This window comes from Gilliamella intestini (genome assembly GCF_900094935.1).
Lineage (GTDB): Bacteria > Pseudomonadota > Gammaproteobacteria > Enterobacterales > Orbaceae > Gilliamella > Gilliamella intestini.
Map to the genome: position 1 here is coordinate 1 of NZ_FMBA01000043.1, position 16,920 is coordinate 16,920.

A 16,920-nucleotide genomic window follows, 5' to 3' on the forward strand; every position below is an offset into this window, starting at 1 on the left:
ATCTTTTGTCTCGCAAGTGCCCACACAGATTGTCTGTTTCTTCTTTTTAAAGAGCTGACAGCTTTTCAACTAAACCAACATTTCGTTGTTTTACTTCGCTGTCTCAAGGGTTGCGTATACTACACTAACCTCTTTTATTCGTCAAGATCTTTTTTTCAAAATTTTTGATCTTATTCACTGACCAACTCACTGCCTGCTTGTCGCTGACTGCATGCCAGTGGATGCGCATTATAGGGGCTTAAAAATTTCGTGCAAGAGGTTATTGTGTAATTTATTCTTGTTTGCGTTTTATTTGTTCAAATTCATGTATTCAATATATTTGACATAAACAAAATAAACGTAATTTGTTATAGAAAAAACAATTTATTAAGTTAATTTACATGGTAAATATAAAGAACCTCATATTTTTAACGTGAATTTAGAATATTAATTTACATTCTAAATTTTAAATTTAATAAAAATATTTCAAAACACCAAATCAAATAATAAATAAGATATCTAACGAATTGCACCAATAAGGTATTTTGCTTTATTGTTAAAAAATAGTGTTATTATTTTAGCAATGATGACACTTACGATTAAAGTAGACACTAAAAAGATTACAGCCCCCAATGATGCTAACCAACCATTATCAGTTTTGATTACATGACCTAGAGGAGAAATATACAGTAGCCGCTCGAGCTCTAACACGATAATTTCATGAATAAAATAGATAGGAAAACTAATATTTGCCATATAAGAAAAGAATTTATATAACTTCCCCTCATTCGTTTTATGATTCAGTCCATCTAAAAAATAAAGCGCTAATATAAATAAAATGATTTTTTGTAATGTATCATAATAAAGTTTTTCAACAATTAAGTGGCTTATATAGCGATATGCAAATGGAATCCAAAAGCATAAACAAAAAAAGAATATAACCAAAAATAAATTACTTTTTACAGATTTCATAATGGTTTGATAGTTTTGTTTTATCATCATACCCGTTAAATAAACAGGACCATAATGCAATAAATTTAAAAAAGGTTTAGTGAAATCAGGCTTAGTAAACATAACTACCCAAAACATAGCAGTCAAACCAGCTATAATTAAACTCTTTTTCGATAAAAAATATAATAAAGGAGCCATTAAGTAGATAATGATGATCATCGGTATAAACCATAATGGCAATAGTTGTGTTCCTGTCAACATCATTTTAGTTATTGCGCTAATTATGTTAGTTTGAGTTGACGAATACCAAGGTAAACTTGATAAATATGGATAATGAAAAAATATAAAACAGAAAATAGATATTGAAATGTAAGGACATACAACCGTCTTAAATTTTGATAAATAATATGTTTTAGTATCAAATTTGTATATTAGATGTTGAAATAAAAAACCGGCAATTAATACAAAAAATGTCGTAAAATTAAATGCAAATAGATTCAAAAAAGAAAATAAATAACTGTTAGTAATTAAGTAGGTGTTTTTAAATACACCTAAGCAGTGGCTAAAAACAATCATTATAATTGCAACACCACGTAAAATATGAATCGAATGAATTTTTTGCGGTTTTTCTGTTACCATTTTAGATACTGTAAATAATGAAATAAATTAGAATACATTATCACACTTCTATGTAACTGAAACTACAATTATAAAAATAAATTCCCAAACAAATTGAAAATAAAATATTATTTAAAATCAACGAATTAAAATCAGAACCTCAATCTGATTTTCTAGCCAATTTCTTAATAGCAAACGAGCAAATAGGAATAATATCACGGTTTTCTTGTTGTAATCGCCTTACTACAATGTCTAATAAATTATCAGCAATACCTTGCCCGCGATAAGCAGGATCAACATAGGTATGATCAATAGTAGCCTTATCTTTTCCTAACCTTGTAAAAGTTATTTCACCTATCTCTTTATTATTGGCATCACAAACATAAAAACGATCATTAGCTTCTAAAAAATGTAACGACATAAAAATACCTATATATCATAATAGTTAATTAATTATAACCATGTAATTAATAATAAATTTAATATCAAATAATTTTAGAAAAATAAAAAATAGGTGGCCATTGTTAACATTTCATTTCCAATAACTCACCTATAATAAAACAATTAAATCTTTCTCAATTAAGATTATATTTTAATCACAATTAATATTTAAAATAATCGTTTAGCAGTATTATATAGTTCCATATCAAACGAACGTTTCATATTATTAATGCCTTCGATGATATCGTGGTGCACTAATTTACCATTCTGTACACCAACACTTCTACCTGCATGGCCTTCGAGTAATAATTGAACAGCATAGGCTCCCATACGTGACCCTAAAATACGATCATAAGGTACAGGAGATCCTCCTCGTTGAACATGCCCTAAAATTGTTGCACGAGTTTCGTGATGAACTGCAGCTTCAATATCAGCGGCTAGTTTATTTACATCACACATATGCTCTGTAACTGCTACAATTGCATGTTTTTTACCTTTCGCAAAGCCAAGTTTAATTTCTTCGATTAGATCTTCTTTAGTATAAGAAACCTCAGGAATAATCATAAACTCACAACCACCAGCAATAGCAGCATTTAAAGTTAAATCCCCACAATCTCGCCCCATAATTTCAATAACTGATATACGGTTATGCGAAGAACAAGTATCACGTAATCTATCAATTGCTTCAACGGCAGTACTAAGTGCAGTAAAATAACCAATAGTGTAATCAGTACCACGAATATCATTATCAATAGTACCCGGTAAACCAATACATGGAAAACCTTCTTCAGTTAACCGCATAGCGCCCATATATGAACCATCACCACCAATAACAACTAAAGCATCGATTTGATGTTTTTTTAAATTAGTAATGGCTTTTTGTCTTACGGCTTTATCTTTAAACTCTGGAAATCTAGCTGAACCAAGAAATGTACCCCCACGGGTAATGATATCAGACACACTTGAACGCTCTAATTGAATGATACGATCTTCACAAAGCCCCATATAGCCATCATAAATACCAAAAACATCTAATCCTTCTGTTAATGCGGTTCTTACTACTCCTCGTATAGCTGCATTCATTCCTGGAGCATCACCACCACTTGTTAAAATACCTATTTTCTTTATCATATAAAATAACTCCAAATTATTAACTTTTCGTTATTATAGAGCCTTAACAGATATCTAACAATAGAAGATTAATCGCTATTTTGATTGTTTTTTCTACTACATCATTTCGGCTGGTACAACAGAAATTGGATCTTGATGAATAATAACAGTTGCTGGTGAAAACTGCTTTGAAATTTGCTTTTCAATAGAATCGGCAATAGCATGGGCTTTAATTAAAGGCATATTATCATCAAGTTCTATATGCAATTGGATGAATTTAACAGAGCCTGCCTGCCTCGTTTTTAAATCGTGAAAACCGTAAACCTCTGGATACTGACTAATAATTTCTGCAATCAATATATTATCACTTTCAGGTAAGGCTCTATCAAGCAAATCTTGAATAGCATTATAGGCAATATGAAAAGCATTATAACAAATATATAAGGCAATAAAGCATGCAAATGCTGCATCAGCATAGGTAATACCATACCAACTAAAACAAAGAGCAACTATAACGGTAATATTCAGCAACAGATCAGAAGAATAATGTAACATATCAGCTTGAATAGCATTACTTTTAGTAATTTTGATAACGTGTCTTTGGTATAAAACAAGAATACAGGTAATTACAGCAGAAATGGTTGAAATAGCAATGCCTAATAGAGGAAGCTGTAGTTCACTTGGCTGAATAAAAGATCGAATACTAGAAAATAATAAAATTATTGCAGAACCAATAATAAATGCACTTTGTGATAATGCTGCTAAAGATTCTGCTTTACCATGACCAAAAGTATGCTCATCATCTGCAGGTTTTAACGCATAACGAACTAAAAAATAATTAAAACCAGAAGCAATTAAATCAATACTTGAATCCAATAATGAAGCAAGCAAACTTATTGAACCTGTTAACCAACAAGTAATAAATTTAACTAAAATGAGAAAAATAGAAATTAAAACAGCAATTAATGTTGCTCTTTTAACTAATTTTTCATACAAATGTGAATTTGACATTTAGTGCCTACTTATTGATAGGTTTCAATTCCTGATGGAAGAACTAGCTGCTGAGCAACCTCGGCAGCCTTTGTTCTTCCTAGCAGCACCTCAATAATTTTCAAAGCAAAATCAATAGAGGTTGCAGGTCCTTGGCTCGTAATGACTTTATTCTGTTCATCAAAATAAACTCTATCATCTTTCCAATTTTGAAATGCCTCTTTAGTGGTTGGATACCCCGTCATATTAGCATTAGGGAATAAATTATGATGTTGTAAAACCATAGCAGGTGATGCACAGATTGCTGCAACAATTCCCCCTTTTTGATGTGTTTGTTTTAATTTTTCAATCAACAATGGGCAATCACGAAAATTTTCAGCGCCTTTCAAACCACCTGGCAAAATAATAACTTTAAAATCAATGTTTTGAATATCTAAAAGCGTTTTTTTAGCTAAAATTGTTACTCCCCGAGAACATTCAACCTCACGAGAGTTTGATATGCTAGCGGTAGTAACATTAATACCCGCTCGAGTTAATAAATCAATTGTTGTCACCGCTTCTGTTTCTTCGCAGCCATCTGATAAAAATACCAATGCTTGCTTTATCATTACTTCGTTCCTTTTAAACAAATAACTTAATCATTTTTAGTTTGATGAAGTTATTTCACTCTTTCAATATTAGCGCCTAATTTCCTTAATTTAGCCTCAATATTGTCATAACCACGATCAATATGATAAATACGATCAACCGTTGTTAAACCTTCAGCGATACAACCAGCTAAAACTAAACTTGCTGATGCACGCAAATCCGTTGCCATCACTTGTGTACCACTTAGCATTTCAACGCCGTGAGTAATTAAAGTATGGCCTTCGATTTCGGCCTTAGCACCCATCCGTATTAGCTCAGGTACATGCATAAATCGATTTTCAAAAATCGTTTCTTTAATAATTCCTGTTCCTTCAGCAACGATATTCAATAATGAAAATTGTGCTTGCATATCAGTAGGGAATCCTGGATGTGGAGCCGTATGAATATTTACAGCTTTTGCTCGTTTTCCTTGCATATCTAAACAAACCCAATCTTCGCCAACTTCAATTTTGGCTCCGGCTTCCTTCAATTTCGAAAGCACTGCATCAAGCAAAGTTGGATCAGTTTTTCGACAAGTGATTTTACCTTTAGATATAGCTGCAGCAACTAAAAAAGTTCCCGTTTCAATACGATCAGAAACGATCTCATGAATGCCACCACCTAAACGTTCAACCCCTTCAATCTCTATGCGCATTGTGCCAGCACCGGTAATTTTAGCACCTAGCATATTTAAAAATTTAGCTGTATCAACAATTTCGGGTTCACAAGCTGCGTTTTCAATGATAGTTTTACCCTCAGCTAACGTTGCTGCTGACATAATGGTAACTGTCGCTCCAACACTGACTTTATCCATAACAATATGAGCACCTTTTAGGCGTCCATTTACCGATGCTTTTACATAACCGTCATCGAGTTTAATTGTCGCCCCTAATTGCTCAAGACCAGTAATATGAAGATCAACAGGTCTGGCACCAATAGCGCAACCACCAGGCAATGAAACTTGACCTTGCCCAAAACGAGCAACAAGTGGACCTAAAGCCCAAATTGAAGCACGCATGGTTTTAACTAACTCATAAGGTGCACAGTAGTTATTAAGGTGACTTGCATCAAGATGAATAAAATCATTTCTTTCACATTTTACGCCTAACTGGCTTAGCAATTCTAATGTTGTGTCAATATCTTTCAGCTTGGGAACATTTCGAAGCTCTACTGGTTTTTCAGCCAAAATTGCAGCAAATAAAATTGGTAGCGCAGCATTTTTTGCGCCAGAAATAACCACTTCACCATTTAACGCGGTTGGGCCTGTTACATGAAACTTTTCCATTATTAACTCTTATAAATTATTGTGCTTGATAAATTATCGAACATTATAGAAGTTATTTATCAATAGATAAATGAATTTCATGAAAAATTGAAACACTAATTATTAACCAGAATTCATTTTAGCTATATAGGACAACATCGCGTTGTTTACACTTCATAGTTAAAATAATTCGCTAAAAACGCATGAGGTGTTTAAGCTTTTGTTTCTCTCTTTTGAGTCGCTAAATACTGGCTAATTATACAACTTACCATTAACATACGTATCGCTATTTCGGCTTTTTTATTGGATTATGAGCTGGTAATTTTTGTCGATTTTTGGTTGATATGCTAGTTATTACTCAGTTTATCTAACCTAATAATTTATTTAAATAAATAAAGACAGGATCATTTTGTCAAAAAGTTTCAGGAGTGTACTACGCTTATGCATAAAAACATTAAAAATCAAATAGATACTGTAAAGCAAATATTCTCTAGTTTGCTGTTTCGTTTGATTTTTAAGTAACGGTAAACCTTTGCTATTAACCTGTCGTATTTCGCTCAGAAAGGTTTTGTTATCGCCTTTAGCTTGCTTTTTTAATTTATCCTCAATTGATTTTTCTATTTTAATCAGATGGTTAATAACATAATTAATGGTTTTATAACGTTCATTTTTACTACTTTAAGGGGTAAAAACTTTAATTGGGCTTTATTTAGCACGTGATAAGAGGTTTGGCTACAGACCATAAAGCGTTTAGCCAAATTAGTAATGGTTATTTTTCTTTATGATATCAGCGCCCTATTGCTTGACTGTGATAGAGCGTTAGTTTTGTTTTTTTTATGTATATTCATTACAGTAGTTTCTCAAATTACTGTAAACAACGCTAGTAAATCCTACAGCTAGAAAGATGCAATGACTTATTATAAAATCGGACAAACAAATAACCGCTATTTATAGCTATAAAATACACAAAATTTAAAATAGGAATATTTGAAATGCCGATATTGATCAATGCTTTCTCTACAGTCACTCAGCCACCAGCCATTAATTTTCCTTGCGAACGTTTATATCATCGTGGATTAGATGATCCTGAGTTAATGAAAAACCTTGATGGTTTTATCGGTTATGTCATGCAAGCTGGAGATGGGCAGATGAATTCACGCCGTTATGCTTTGTATCGCCATATCCAACGAGTTAAACATCAATTTGCCTTTGAGATTGAAGAAGAGAACTTCAATGAGTTTACTTCTTGGGGCTGGCAGGCCAATGCCATTATATTGCTGACAGATGGAACTATTCGAAATCCTGATGGAGATATATTACTAGATCCTGATGATGATATCGATTTTGATGTAATTGTTCCTTACCCACCTGAAGCATTAAAGCGTAAAACAAAAAATGAGCAGTATTTAGCCAAATTAGGGTTACATACACCTACACATTTACCACCAGTTATTGCTGAATCCGAAGTAATACTTAGAACACCTGACGAGGTAGCTAAACGCGCTTTAGCGATAATGTTAACAGGTATTCAAGCAGAAAGTTTTCGAGAAAATAATCCAATCAATCCGATGGAATTTAAAGAACGTTGCCCAACAGGGTTTGCAGCTTTATCAAATAATGAACGTGACTTTATTTATAGTGAACAACCTACAGAGCAAGATGTTATAGATATGTCGTGGAAATACGAAGCATTATTACCTTTACAATGGGCGATAAATTGGCAATCAGAGCTCCCATTTGCTGATACTATTTGCGATGTTTCATCATTAGTTGACAAAGGAATGCAACATAGTGAGCAAGATATTTCTAAAGTAACCTTAAGACCTATTAGCGAATTATTAGATGCCTTAGATTTACACTACCGCTTACATTGGATAACCACAGATTTTCGAATGAAAGGCGAGCAACCACCCGCTTCAATTATAAGTGATGTTATTCAAGAACGTCACTATGCTTTAAATTGGTTAACTAACTTTGAAAATGCAGATTGGGATGATGTAGATACACCAACCTGATACCTTTTATCTTTTCATCATGGTAGGTAGCATTATGACAATATCAAATTAATAAATTCTATATTAATAAATCATTTTGTTACCTATATTTTTTGCTTTTTAGTTGTGTTTTAACTCTTTTCTAAAATGAAAACTTTTTAAAATTAAATTCAAAAAATAGTTTATATTAATTGTCAGAAAACCAATTCAGCTTTTCACGTAATGCGACAACAGGTCCAATAATAATTAGGCTTGGGCTACGAGCTTGCAATGATAGTTGTGTTAAATTACCTAACACGCCTGATACCACTTTTTGCTTTGTTGTGCTGCCCTCCTCAACAATTGCAACTGGTGTATTTGCATTCATACCGTATTTAATTAATTGTTTTTCGATGTTACTAGCTTGAGATAATCCCATATAAAAAACTAAAGTTTGTTTTTCTGCAGCTAAACTTTGCCAATCAAGATGGCTGCCATCTTTCAAATGACCAGTAATTAAACGTACGCTATGAGCATAATCTCGATGCGTTAATGGGATTCCACTATAAGCTGAACATCCCGAAGCCGCAGTAATACCCGGCACGACAGAAAATGGAATATCGGCATTAAATAAGGTTTCAAGCTCTTCACCGCCACGACCAAAAATAAACGGATCGCCCCCTTTTAAGCGAACAACACGCTTGCCTTTCTTCGCTTGTTGTAAAAGAATCTGATTTATTTGTTCCTGAGGTACACAATGAAATCCTGCCCGCTTACCAACAAAAATACGTTGAGCATCGCGACGGGTTAGATTCATAATTTCATCGGATACTAATCTATCATAGACAATAATATCTGCTTGTTGGATTTGTTGTAACCCCTTTAAAGTCAACAAGCCCGCATCACCCGGACCAGCACCAACTAACACAACCTCGCCACGCGAGTCAAGCGATGTATCAAATAGCTCATTGGTGAGTTTTTCAACATGATCTGAATCGCTATTAGCAATCGCTTGAGCCAACCTATCATGAGAAAATAGCCTTTCCCAAAAACGGCGACGTTCCGTCATTGTTTGATAGGTTGTTTTAACTTTATTGCGTAAATAACCAGCATATTTAGCTAACTTCCCTAAATGTTGGGGTAAAATGGATTCTAGTTTTTCACGCAATAATCTAGCCAAAACAGGAGCATGCCCTTCTGAAGAGACTGCAACCATAATAGGGGAACGATCAATAATTGAGGGCATAATAAAACTCGCATCTTTTGGAGAATCAACCACATTACAAAAAATACGCCTTTTTTCCGTCTCAACACTCACTCTTTGATTAGTTTCCTGACAGTCTGTTGCCGCAATAACTAACCATTTATCATTCAGTAATTCGGCATTAAACTCCCCTTGAACTAAAACTAATTGTTTTTGTTCATTCCAGCATATGAATTGCTCGTTAAATTCATGCGCATTGACAGTTAAGCGGGCACCAGCTTCAAGTAATAATCGAGCTTTACGCTCAGCAACTTCACCGCCACCGACTAATAAGCAATCACGGTTTTCTAGCTTACAAAATAAGGGGAAATAATCCATAATACCTCAAAATAAAACATTATCTGTTTAAAAATTTATTAACAACTAACCTCTAATAATAGAAATTTATTAATTATCCTATTTTTAATTGCTTCGTTATTTTTTTATCACTAATTACGATTAAAACCAAATATAATCCTAATTAATTTAACGTCTTTGGGGGGCTTACCATACTCCCCCCTTATATTAAGTTATTTTAACCACATTTTCTGAATTAAACAGCTATTAAGGTCGCTCATCTTTGGGAGTTGAATACCAGTATCCTAGCCCCATAAATAATGCGCCAGACACAATATTTCCTAATGAAACCCATAATAGATTATGACCAATTCCAGCTAATGAGTAAGCATCACTATGATGACCAAACCACGAAAGTGAAAAAAGTGTCATGTTTGCAACGGAGTGTTCATAACCACAAGCAATAAATGCTAACAAACACCACCAAATAGCAATAAACTTTGCCGAACCTTCAACTCGATTAGCCATCCAAATCGCTAAACAAACTAACCAGTTACATAAAATACCCCTAAAAAATAATGCTGAAGCTGAAGCTGATGTTTTTGCTAAAGCCGCTGTATGGACCAAACTAGTATCCGTTGATAATAGAGGTGTTGCTGCATAAAAATACAATGCAGCAACAAAAATTGAACCTAATAAATTTCCTAACCATGTTTGTGGCAATACTGTCCACATTTGGGTATGAGTAATTTTTTTGCATTTTACACCTAGGGTTAAAAACATGGTATGTCCTGTAAATAATTCAGAACCTGCAATTACAACCAACGTTAAAGCAATACCAAACGTTGCCCCCATAAGTAAAGGTCTTATTGATGGATCAACAAGGTTTCCTAAAGTAAAAATTAAAATAATACCTATTCCTACATAAGCCCCAGCCATAGCAGAACTTAGCCAAAAACCAAATGGGTTCGTTTTTGCCAAACGAACAATACGCGCAGCATTTGCTGCACATTTATTAATTGTCTCTGTATACATAATCAATTTATCCTTTTAAAAATACATTTAGCACGACTTTACTTGTACGATCCCATCATCATTAACAGCTACTTCATAATGGGGGATTGAATATTGTTCATCTTCAAAACAATAACCATCTTTTAAACGAAAGCGTTGCTTTTTAAGTGGACTTGCCACCCATAACTCATTTTCATGTTCTGCTATAATGCCTCGGGATAAAACACTTGCCTTAGCAAAAGGATCAATGTTACTAATCGCATAAAGCTCAGCATTATTATAAGGGCGAAAAACAGCCACATGATCATTACCAACAAGTGCACAAACTCCTGTGCCTGGTAGAATTTCATCAAGTTTACAAATAGTTATCCATTGACTCATATTATTCCCCTAACATTACTTTACGTTCTTCTGCTGTTGCTGGGCGATGCTGATCACGCTCAGATACGATTTGGACATTCTCATCACGTTTGTTACTATTAATAAAATGAGAAAATCGAATTTGACCTTCTGTATTTTCAACAGCTTCCTTCCATTCACATACCATTAATTTACGTAAGCGTGTCATTTCACTTTCTAACTCAGCATTTATGCCTAACTTATCGTCAATAATAACACTACGTAAATAATCAATACCGCCATCTAAACTTTCAAGCCAGACTGACGTCCGTTGTAATTTATCTGCGGTACGAATATAAAACATAAGGAAACGATCTATATATTGAATAAGTGTATTTTTATCAAGATCAGCAGCAAGTAAATCGGCGTGACGAGGTTTCATACCACCATTACCACAAACGTAAAGGTTCCATCCCTTTTCAGTAGCAATAACACCAATATCTTTACCTTGAGCCTCAGCACATTCACGTGTACAACCTGATACGCCTAGTTTAAATTTATGTGGTGCACGAATACCTTTATAGCGGTTTTCTAGCTCAACACCCAAACCAACACTATCTCCCACACCAAATCGACACCAAGTGCTACCAACACAGGTTTTTGCCATTCTTAATGCTTTGGCATAAGCATGACCACTCTCAAAACCAGCCTCAATAAGTTCCTTCCAAATAGCTGGGAGATCGTCTTTTTGTGCTCCAAATAAGCCTATGCGCTGTGAACCTGTAATTTTAGAATAGAGCTGATATTTTTTAGCTATTTGACCAACAGCAATTAATCCTTCTGGAGTAATTTCACCACCAGCACTACGCGGAATTATCGAATAAGTACCATTTTTTTGAATATTGCCTAAGAAAATATCATTACTATCTTGTAGAGGAATCAAATTATCTTTAAGAATATAATCATTCCAACATGAAGCTAATAAAGATCCGACGGTAGGTTTACAAATTTCACAGCCATAACCTTTACCATGTTTTTTAATCACTTGCTCAAAAGACGTTAAGCCCTCAACACGGATAAGATGATATAACTCCTGACGAGAATATTTAAAATGTCCGCATAATGCATGGCTAACCTCAATACCTTGTTTGGCTAACTCTAAATTAAGAATTTGTGTAACAAGTGGAATACAGCCTCCGCACCCAGTTCCAGCTTTAGTTTCAGCTTTGATTGCTGCAACCGTATGGCAACCTGCATTAATAGCATTAATAATTTTTTCTTTAGTCACATCAAAACAAGAGCAAATCTGTGCTGAATCAGGAAGCGCATCAACGCCCATAGCAGGTTTAGCTCCTGCATGTGCAGGCAATATCAACGTATCTGGGTGTTCAGGTAGATCCATATCATTAAGCATTAATTGCAATAAATTACTATAATCTGACGTATCACCAACCAATACCGCACCCAAAAGTTTTTTATTATCATTCGAAACAACCAATTTTTTATAAACTGGCGTTGTTTCATCTAAATAAACATAACTATGACACCCTATTGTTTTTGCTTTAGCATCGCCAATACTACCGACATCGACTCCCATCAGCTTTAGCTTAGCGCTCATATCAGCACCTTCAAATTTATCTGTTTGTCCCATTAAATGCGCTAAAGCAATTTGAGCCATTTTATAGCCTGGTGCAACTAAACCAAAAACCTTGTTTTGCCAACAAGCACATTCACCAATAGCATAAATGTCGGGATCCGAAGTTTGGCAATAATCATTAATCACAATCCCACCACGAGGACCGATTTCTAACTCACATTCTTGAGCTAATTTATCATTAGCCCTAATACCGGTTGAAAAAACAATAAAATCGACTTCAAGTGCAGAGCCATCCGCAAATTGCATAACTTTCCCTGCAGGTGTGTGTATAATTTCTTGAGTATTTTTACTGGTGTGAACGCCTACCCCCATCTCCTCAATTTTACGACGTAATTGTTCTCCGCCCTGCACATCAAGCTGTTCAGCCATAAGCACTGGAGCAAACTCAACCACATGCGTTTCCATACCTAAGTTTTTCAACGCACCAGCCGCTTCAAGCCCTAACAATCCACCACCCACAACAGCGCCTTTTTGACAACGCTTTGCACATTCCTGAATAGCATCAAGATCTTCAATCGTACGATAAACAAAACAATCCGAACCATCAGCTCCTTTAATCGGAGGTACCCAAGGATAAGATCCTGTCGCAATAATCAATTTATCATAAGCAACAATTTGCCCTTGTTGAGAATGAACCTCCTTACGCTGACGATTAATTAAAATAGCCCGTTGATTAAGTAAGACTTTAATATTATTCTCTTCGTATAATCCTTCGCGAACTAGAGAAAGCGCCTCGGCAGTATGGTCAGAAAAATAAGAAGAAAGGTGCACCCGATCATAGGCAAGACGTGGTTCTTCACAAAAAATAGTAATATTGAATTGATTGGGCTGCATTTTATCAATTAACTCTTCAACAAAACGATGCCCAACCATCCCATTACCAATAACAACGAGGTTGGTTTTACTCATACATAACTCCAATTTTAATATAATTAAATTGCTAAAATTTTAATTTAATTACATTGTATGAAACTGTGCATAGAATATAATTACCCTCAAGGATTACTACTTTAGTAGTACTTAAATATCAAACTTGCAAAAACGTACTTAAAATAATTGCTAATTTTGGCTAAAACAGTATAATTAGCCGACTAAATAAATTGAGTAATGATAATTGAATTACAATTCAAGAAAGCTGCCTTCGCGTGAAACCTTAGCTCGAGCGCAAAGATTTAACGATGACATCGTTGATGTTTCTGGTGTTGATCTGGTTTTGAGCTTAATAACAACTGCCGATCTAATTCGTGCTAATATCTATGCGCAATTAGATAAAGATTACGGCGTTTCTGAAGGTAAATTTGCCTTATTGATGTCATTGTTTTCAGAAGGTGAAACCTGTGCCAGTGATCTTGCTTTGCGCATTGGCGTAACACCTGCGACAGTATCAGTAATGGTTAAACGAATGCTGGCAGTGCCAGAGCCTTTAATCTCGATGTCAAAAAGTGGTGATGATGGTCGTTCTCGATTAATCACTTTAACACATACAGGCGAAAAGCTGATTCAAAATGCATTACCCAATCATCTAAAATCAATTCGCGCTTTTGCGCAAGTACTCAATTCGCAAGAACAAGAGTCTTTAATATTGATGTTACGTAAATTATTACGAAAATAACGGACTTTAATCATTAAAGTTCTTCTTTTCACTTAAATAGTTAGCTGACTAAATAAATGGAAAATAAGCTATATATGAAAAAAAATGTCAAAATTCCTGTTATCTTTTTAATCCTGTTAATCTTTGGCTCATTTTTAATCTTTTTAGGCTCAAGAAATGATGCGGTCTCGGTTGCCAAAAGCATCAAATCTGGTGTATTAACTGCCGATGAGATTAATATTGCCTTTCAAAATGTCGGCGGAAAAGTCACCAAGCGATTTGTAGAAGAATCACAAATAGTAAAAAAAGGTGATCCTTTAATGCAATTAGAAGATATCGATACCAAACTAGCTATCGATCGACTAAAAGCTTTAGTTGATAGCCAAAAGGCGGCAGTAAACCAAGAAGAAAAAAATATTGAAATCACTGAAAATGAAACCAACCTTTCGGAATTATCAACTTGGCGAAAAATAGAAGAAGTACAAGCTAATTTAGAAGCAGCAAAATCGGCTCGATATCTAGCTAACACTGAATTTGATCGCCAAACGCAATTACGCAAGTCGGGTGGAAACTCACAGTCACAACTTGATAATGCACGTAATGTTTTTATTAATGCAAAAATGCAAGTTATTCAAATTGAAAGCCAACTTTCTACCTTAATGATTGGTGCAACGCCTGAACAAATTAGCCAATTTGAACAAACAAAAAATGCAACAGGTATGACAATACAATCAATCTTAATTGCACGGCAAAAACTCGAAAACCGCAAAAATCAACTTGCCCAAATACAAGCACAACTCGCACAAGGCGAAGCTGAATTAAAACAACTACAGCTTAATTATGATCGACTAACATTAAGAGCACCTGAAGATGGAAAAGTATTAAAACTTATGTTTGAAGATGGCGAAATGGTACCAAACGGTGCGCCAGCAGTCTTATTAGAAACCGATCGTAAATATATCGACATTTATGTGAATGAAAAAATGGTTAATGATTATCAACCAGGCACAACTGTTACAGCAAATGTAATTGCACTTAACAAAGAAGTAAAAGGAAAAGTTCGCTTTGCCACCGCTGCGCCATCATTTGCTGATTTACGCATGACACGAGAACGAGGTCAAGCTGATTTAACCTCTTATCAAGTCAGAATTTACATAGAATCAATTCCTAAACTATTAACTGGAATGACACTTGAGGTTGAAAAATGATGCAAAACATCATTAAATCCATGTTTGAAGAGCTTGACGCCATGTTGTCTGGCCATTTTATACCTTATTATAAAGTTTCGCTTGGCTTAGCTGCTATTGTTTCGCTTGTGTTCTCAATTGTATTAAGCCACGGAGCTGTTTTTGAAGGAAAAATTGCAGTTATTGATCTTGATGGTTCTCATTATTCGACTGAATTAATTAGCAAAGTCAATACATCGCCTTATATTGAAGTGACAGAAGTAATAAGATCGCCAGTAAATCCAATAATATTGGTTTCACACGACCGTAATTTAGGTGTTTTATATATTCCTAAAGGCTTAGAAAAAAGCTTAAAAAAAGGTGACAAAACTGTTCGCCTAGGTTATTTTGCTGATGATACCAATGATGCACAAAATGCTAAAGTATTACAAAACTTAAATGAATACATCCCTGAATTAGGCGCCGAGCTCAGTGTTAGTAAAGTTGCCTCATTAGGACTTGGTCACGATGGTATCGAAGCAACCTTATCGCCAATGCAGCTTAAAACACGATATATGTTTAATCCAGCAAGCTCCTCAACCATATCGACAATTATTTATTTTGTTTACTTTTTCTCGTCACTGACTTATGGGTTAACCTCATTAATGATAGTTGGACGCTTAAAAGTCACAGGCATGTGGCAAACCGCAATAGAAAGAGGATTTGTTTCATTATTAGCAAGAACGGTTCCTTATGCACTATTTTACACAACAGCATTAACTCTAATTACAGCCGTACTAGTCATATTTGGACAATTACGCTTTGATGGTAATTATTTTGCATTTGTGCCAAGTGTATTTATGACAGGGCTAGCATTTGGTTGGTTAGGTTTTTTACTATCTTGGAAAACCAACAACCCGGGCGAAGGCGCAAGCAAAATGATCTTTCTAGTACCGCCAGGATTTATTATGGGGGGATCAACAATGGCCGTAGGTATTATGCCGATATGGACTTATTATGTTAGCTATGCGTTCCCATTAGTTTGGTTATTTCGCTTCTTCCGAGATTTTGCTATGCGAGGGCGCTCACTAATTGATATGTTTGCTACTTATGGCGCTTTCATTATCTACTTAACGATCATTGCTTTTGTTGTGATGATGTTTGTTGAGCGAGCAAAAAAAGCGGCTAATGCATCATAATTTATTAGTAATTTTAGTTTCGAGCGTTTTAAGCATTATAAAAAAAACAATACAATACCTCGCTCGAAAAAAATAATCGATAAATTTATGTATATAAAAAAGCCTAATTTGTAGGAAAACGTCGAGTTATTTACAATTCATGACTAAAATAATCCTCTAAAAAACTCATAAGACGTTTTCCCTGAAATCGCTTTATACGGTATAAAAATTAATAAAGCGTTTGAGCTTTTGTTTTCTAACCTTTGAATCGCTCATTATTTGCTGATTGTGCAACCTCTCAATTAACGAACGTATTACGCTTTCAATTTATCCATTCGTTTAAGGGCTGACAGGTTTTGCGAATATTTGATTGATACGATGACTATTACATATTTTAATAAATGGAAAACAGAGAAGTCTAAATTCATCACGAAACGGTATAGAATCCTGAATATTTTTTACAAAAATAGCGCCCAAAAGTG

14 protein-coding genes are annotated in these 16,920 nt (G+C 34.6%); 4 read left to right on the forward strand and 10 right to left on the reverse strand.

Features of this window, described 5'->3' with window-relative positions; all coding sequences use genetic code 11:
- Positions 1 to 498: 498 nt before the first annotated feature.
- The 6 genes from GA0061080_RS09550 to murA form a co-directional block, all read right to left on the reverse strand.
- The gene (locus GA0061080_RS09550) at positions 499 to 1,569 is read right to left on the reverse strand and encodes an acyltransferase (protein ID WP_091124729.1); all 1,071 of its coding nucleotides are present in this window, start codon (positions 1,567 to 1,569) and stop codon (positions 499 to 501) included.
- Between the two features lie 139 nt (positions 1,570 to 1,708).
- Positions 1,709 to 1,969, reverse strand: coding sequence for a GNAT family N-acetyltransferase (locus GA0061080_RS09555; RefSeq protein WP_091124731.1), 261 nt, complete (start codon positions 1,967 to 1,969; stop codon positions 1,709 to 1,711).
- A gap of 188 nt (positions 1,970 to 2,157) precedes the next feature.
- The gene (gene pfkA, locus GA0061080_RS09560; RefSeq protein ID WP_091124734.1) at positions 2,158 to 3,120 is read right to left on the reverse strand and encodes a 6-phosphofructokinase; all 963 of its coding nucleotides are present in this window, start codon (positions 3,118 to 3,120) and stop codon (positions 2,158 to 2,160) included.
- Between the two features lie 96 nt (positions 3,121 to 3,216).
- Positions 3,217 to 4,110, reverse strand: a complete 894-nt coding sequence (locus tag GA0061080_RS09565) for a cation diffusion facilitator family transporter (RefSeq protein ID WP_091124736.1) — start codon at positions 4,108 to 4,110, stop codon at positions 3,217 to 3,219.
- 11 nt (positions 4,111 to 4,121) lie between these two features.
- Entirely contained in the window at positions 4,122 to 4,697 is a 576-nt protein-coding gene (gene yajL / locus GA0061080_RS09570; protein WP_091124741.1) for a protein deglycase YajL, read from the reverse strand.
- A gap of 50 nt (positions 4,698 to 4,747) precedes the next feature.
- Entirely contained in the window at positions 4,748 to 6,001 is a 1,254-nt protein-coding gene (murA, locus tag GA0061080_RS09575) for a UDP-N-acetylglucosamine 1-carboxyvinyltransferase (RefSeq protein ID WP_091124745.1), read from the reverse strand.
- Positions 6,002 to 6,972: 971 nt separating this feature from the next.
- Between murA and GA0061080_RS09580 the strand changes: the two genes are divergently transcribed.
- Positions 6,973 to 7,995, forward strand: a complete 1,023-nt coding sequence (locus GA0061080_RS09580; RefSeq protein WP_091124747.1) for a DUF4272 domain-containing protein — start codon at positions 6,973 to 6,975, stop codon at positions 7,993 to 7,995.
- Between the two features lie 166 nt (positions 7,996 to 8,161).
- Here GA0061080_RS09580 and cysG read toward each other — a convergent pair whose 3' ends face one another.
- The 4 genes from cysG to nirB all read right to left on the reverse strand — a co-directional run bounded on the left by cysG (position 8,162) and on the right by nirB (position 13,412).
- Positions 8,162 to 9,535 carry a siroheme synthase CysG gene (gene cysG / locus GA0061080_RS09585; RefSeq protein WP_091124750.1) on the reverse strand — a complete coding sequence of 458 codons (1,374 nt, stop codon included), beginning with the start codon at positions 9,533 to 9,535 and terminating at the stop codon, positions 8,162 to 8,164.
- 225 nt (positions 9,536 to 9,760) lie between these two features.
- The gene (nirC, locus tag GA0061080_RS09590) at positions 9,761 to 10,528 is read right to left on the reverse strand and encodes a nitrite transporter NirC (RefSeq protein ID WP_091124754.1); all 768 of its coding nucleotides are present in this window, start codon (positions 10,526 to 10,528) and stop codon (positions 9,761 to 9,763) included.
- A gap of 27 nt (positions 10,529 to 10,555) precedes the next feature.
- Positions 10,556 to 10,888, reverse strand: a complete 333-nt coding sequence (nirD, locus tag GA0061080_RS09595) for a nitrite reductase small subunit NirD (RefSeq protein WP_091124758.1) — start codon at positions 10,886 to 10,888, stop codon at positions 10,556 to 10,558.
- A 1-nt stretch (position 10,889) separates the two neighbouring features.
- Positions 10,890 to 13,412 carry a nitrite reductase large subunit NirB gene (nirB, locus tag GA0061080_RS09600; RefSeq protein ID WP_091124761.1) on the reverse strand — a complete coding sequence of 841 codons (2,523 nt, stop codon included), beginning with the start codon at positions 13,410 to 13,412 and terminating at the stop codon, positions 10,890 to 10,892.
- A gap of 205 nt (positions 13,413 to 13,617) precedes the next feature.
- Between nirB and GA0061080_RS09605 the strand changes: the two genes are divergently transcribed.
- From GA0061080_RS09605 to GA0061080_RS09615, 3 genes are all read left to right on the forward strand, one after another.
- On the forward strand, positions 13,618 to 14,115 hold the full coding sequence (locus GA0061080_RS09605) for a MarR family winged helix-turn-helix transcriptional regulator (RefSeq protein ID WP_091124764.1): 498 nt from the start codon (positions 13,618 to 13,620) through the stop codon (positions 14,113 to 14,115).
- 74 nt (positions 14,116 to 14,189) lie between these two features.
- Positions 14,190 to 15,302, forward strand: coding sequence for an HlyD family secretion protein (locus GA0061080_RS09610; protein WP_091124766.1), 1,113 nt, complete (start codon positions 14,190 to 14,192; stop codon positions 15,300 to 15,302).
- On the forward strand, positions 15,299 to 16,459 hold the full coding sequence (locus GA0061080_RS09615; RefSeq protein WP_209435801.1) for an ABC transporter permease: 1,161 nt from the start codon (positions 15,299 to 15,301) through the stop codon (positions 16,457 to 16,459). Before GA0061080_RS09610 ends, GA0061080_RS09615 begins: the two co-directional genes overlap by 4 nt.
- The last annotated feature ends 461 nt before the right edge of the window (positions 16,460 to 16,920 follow it).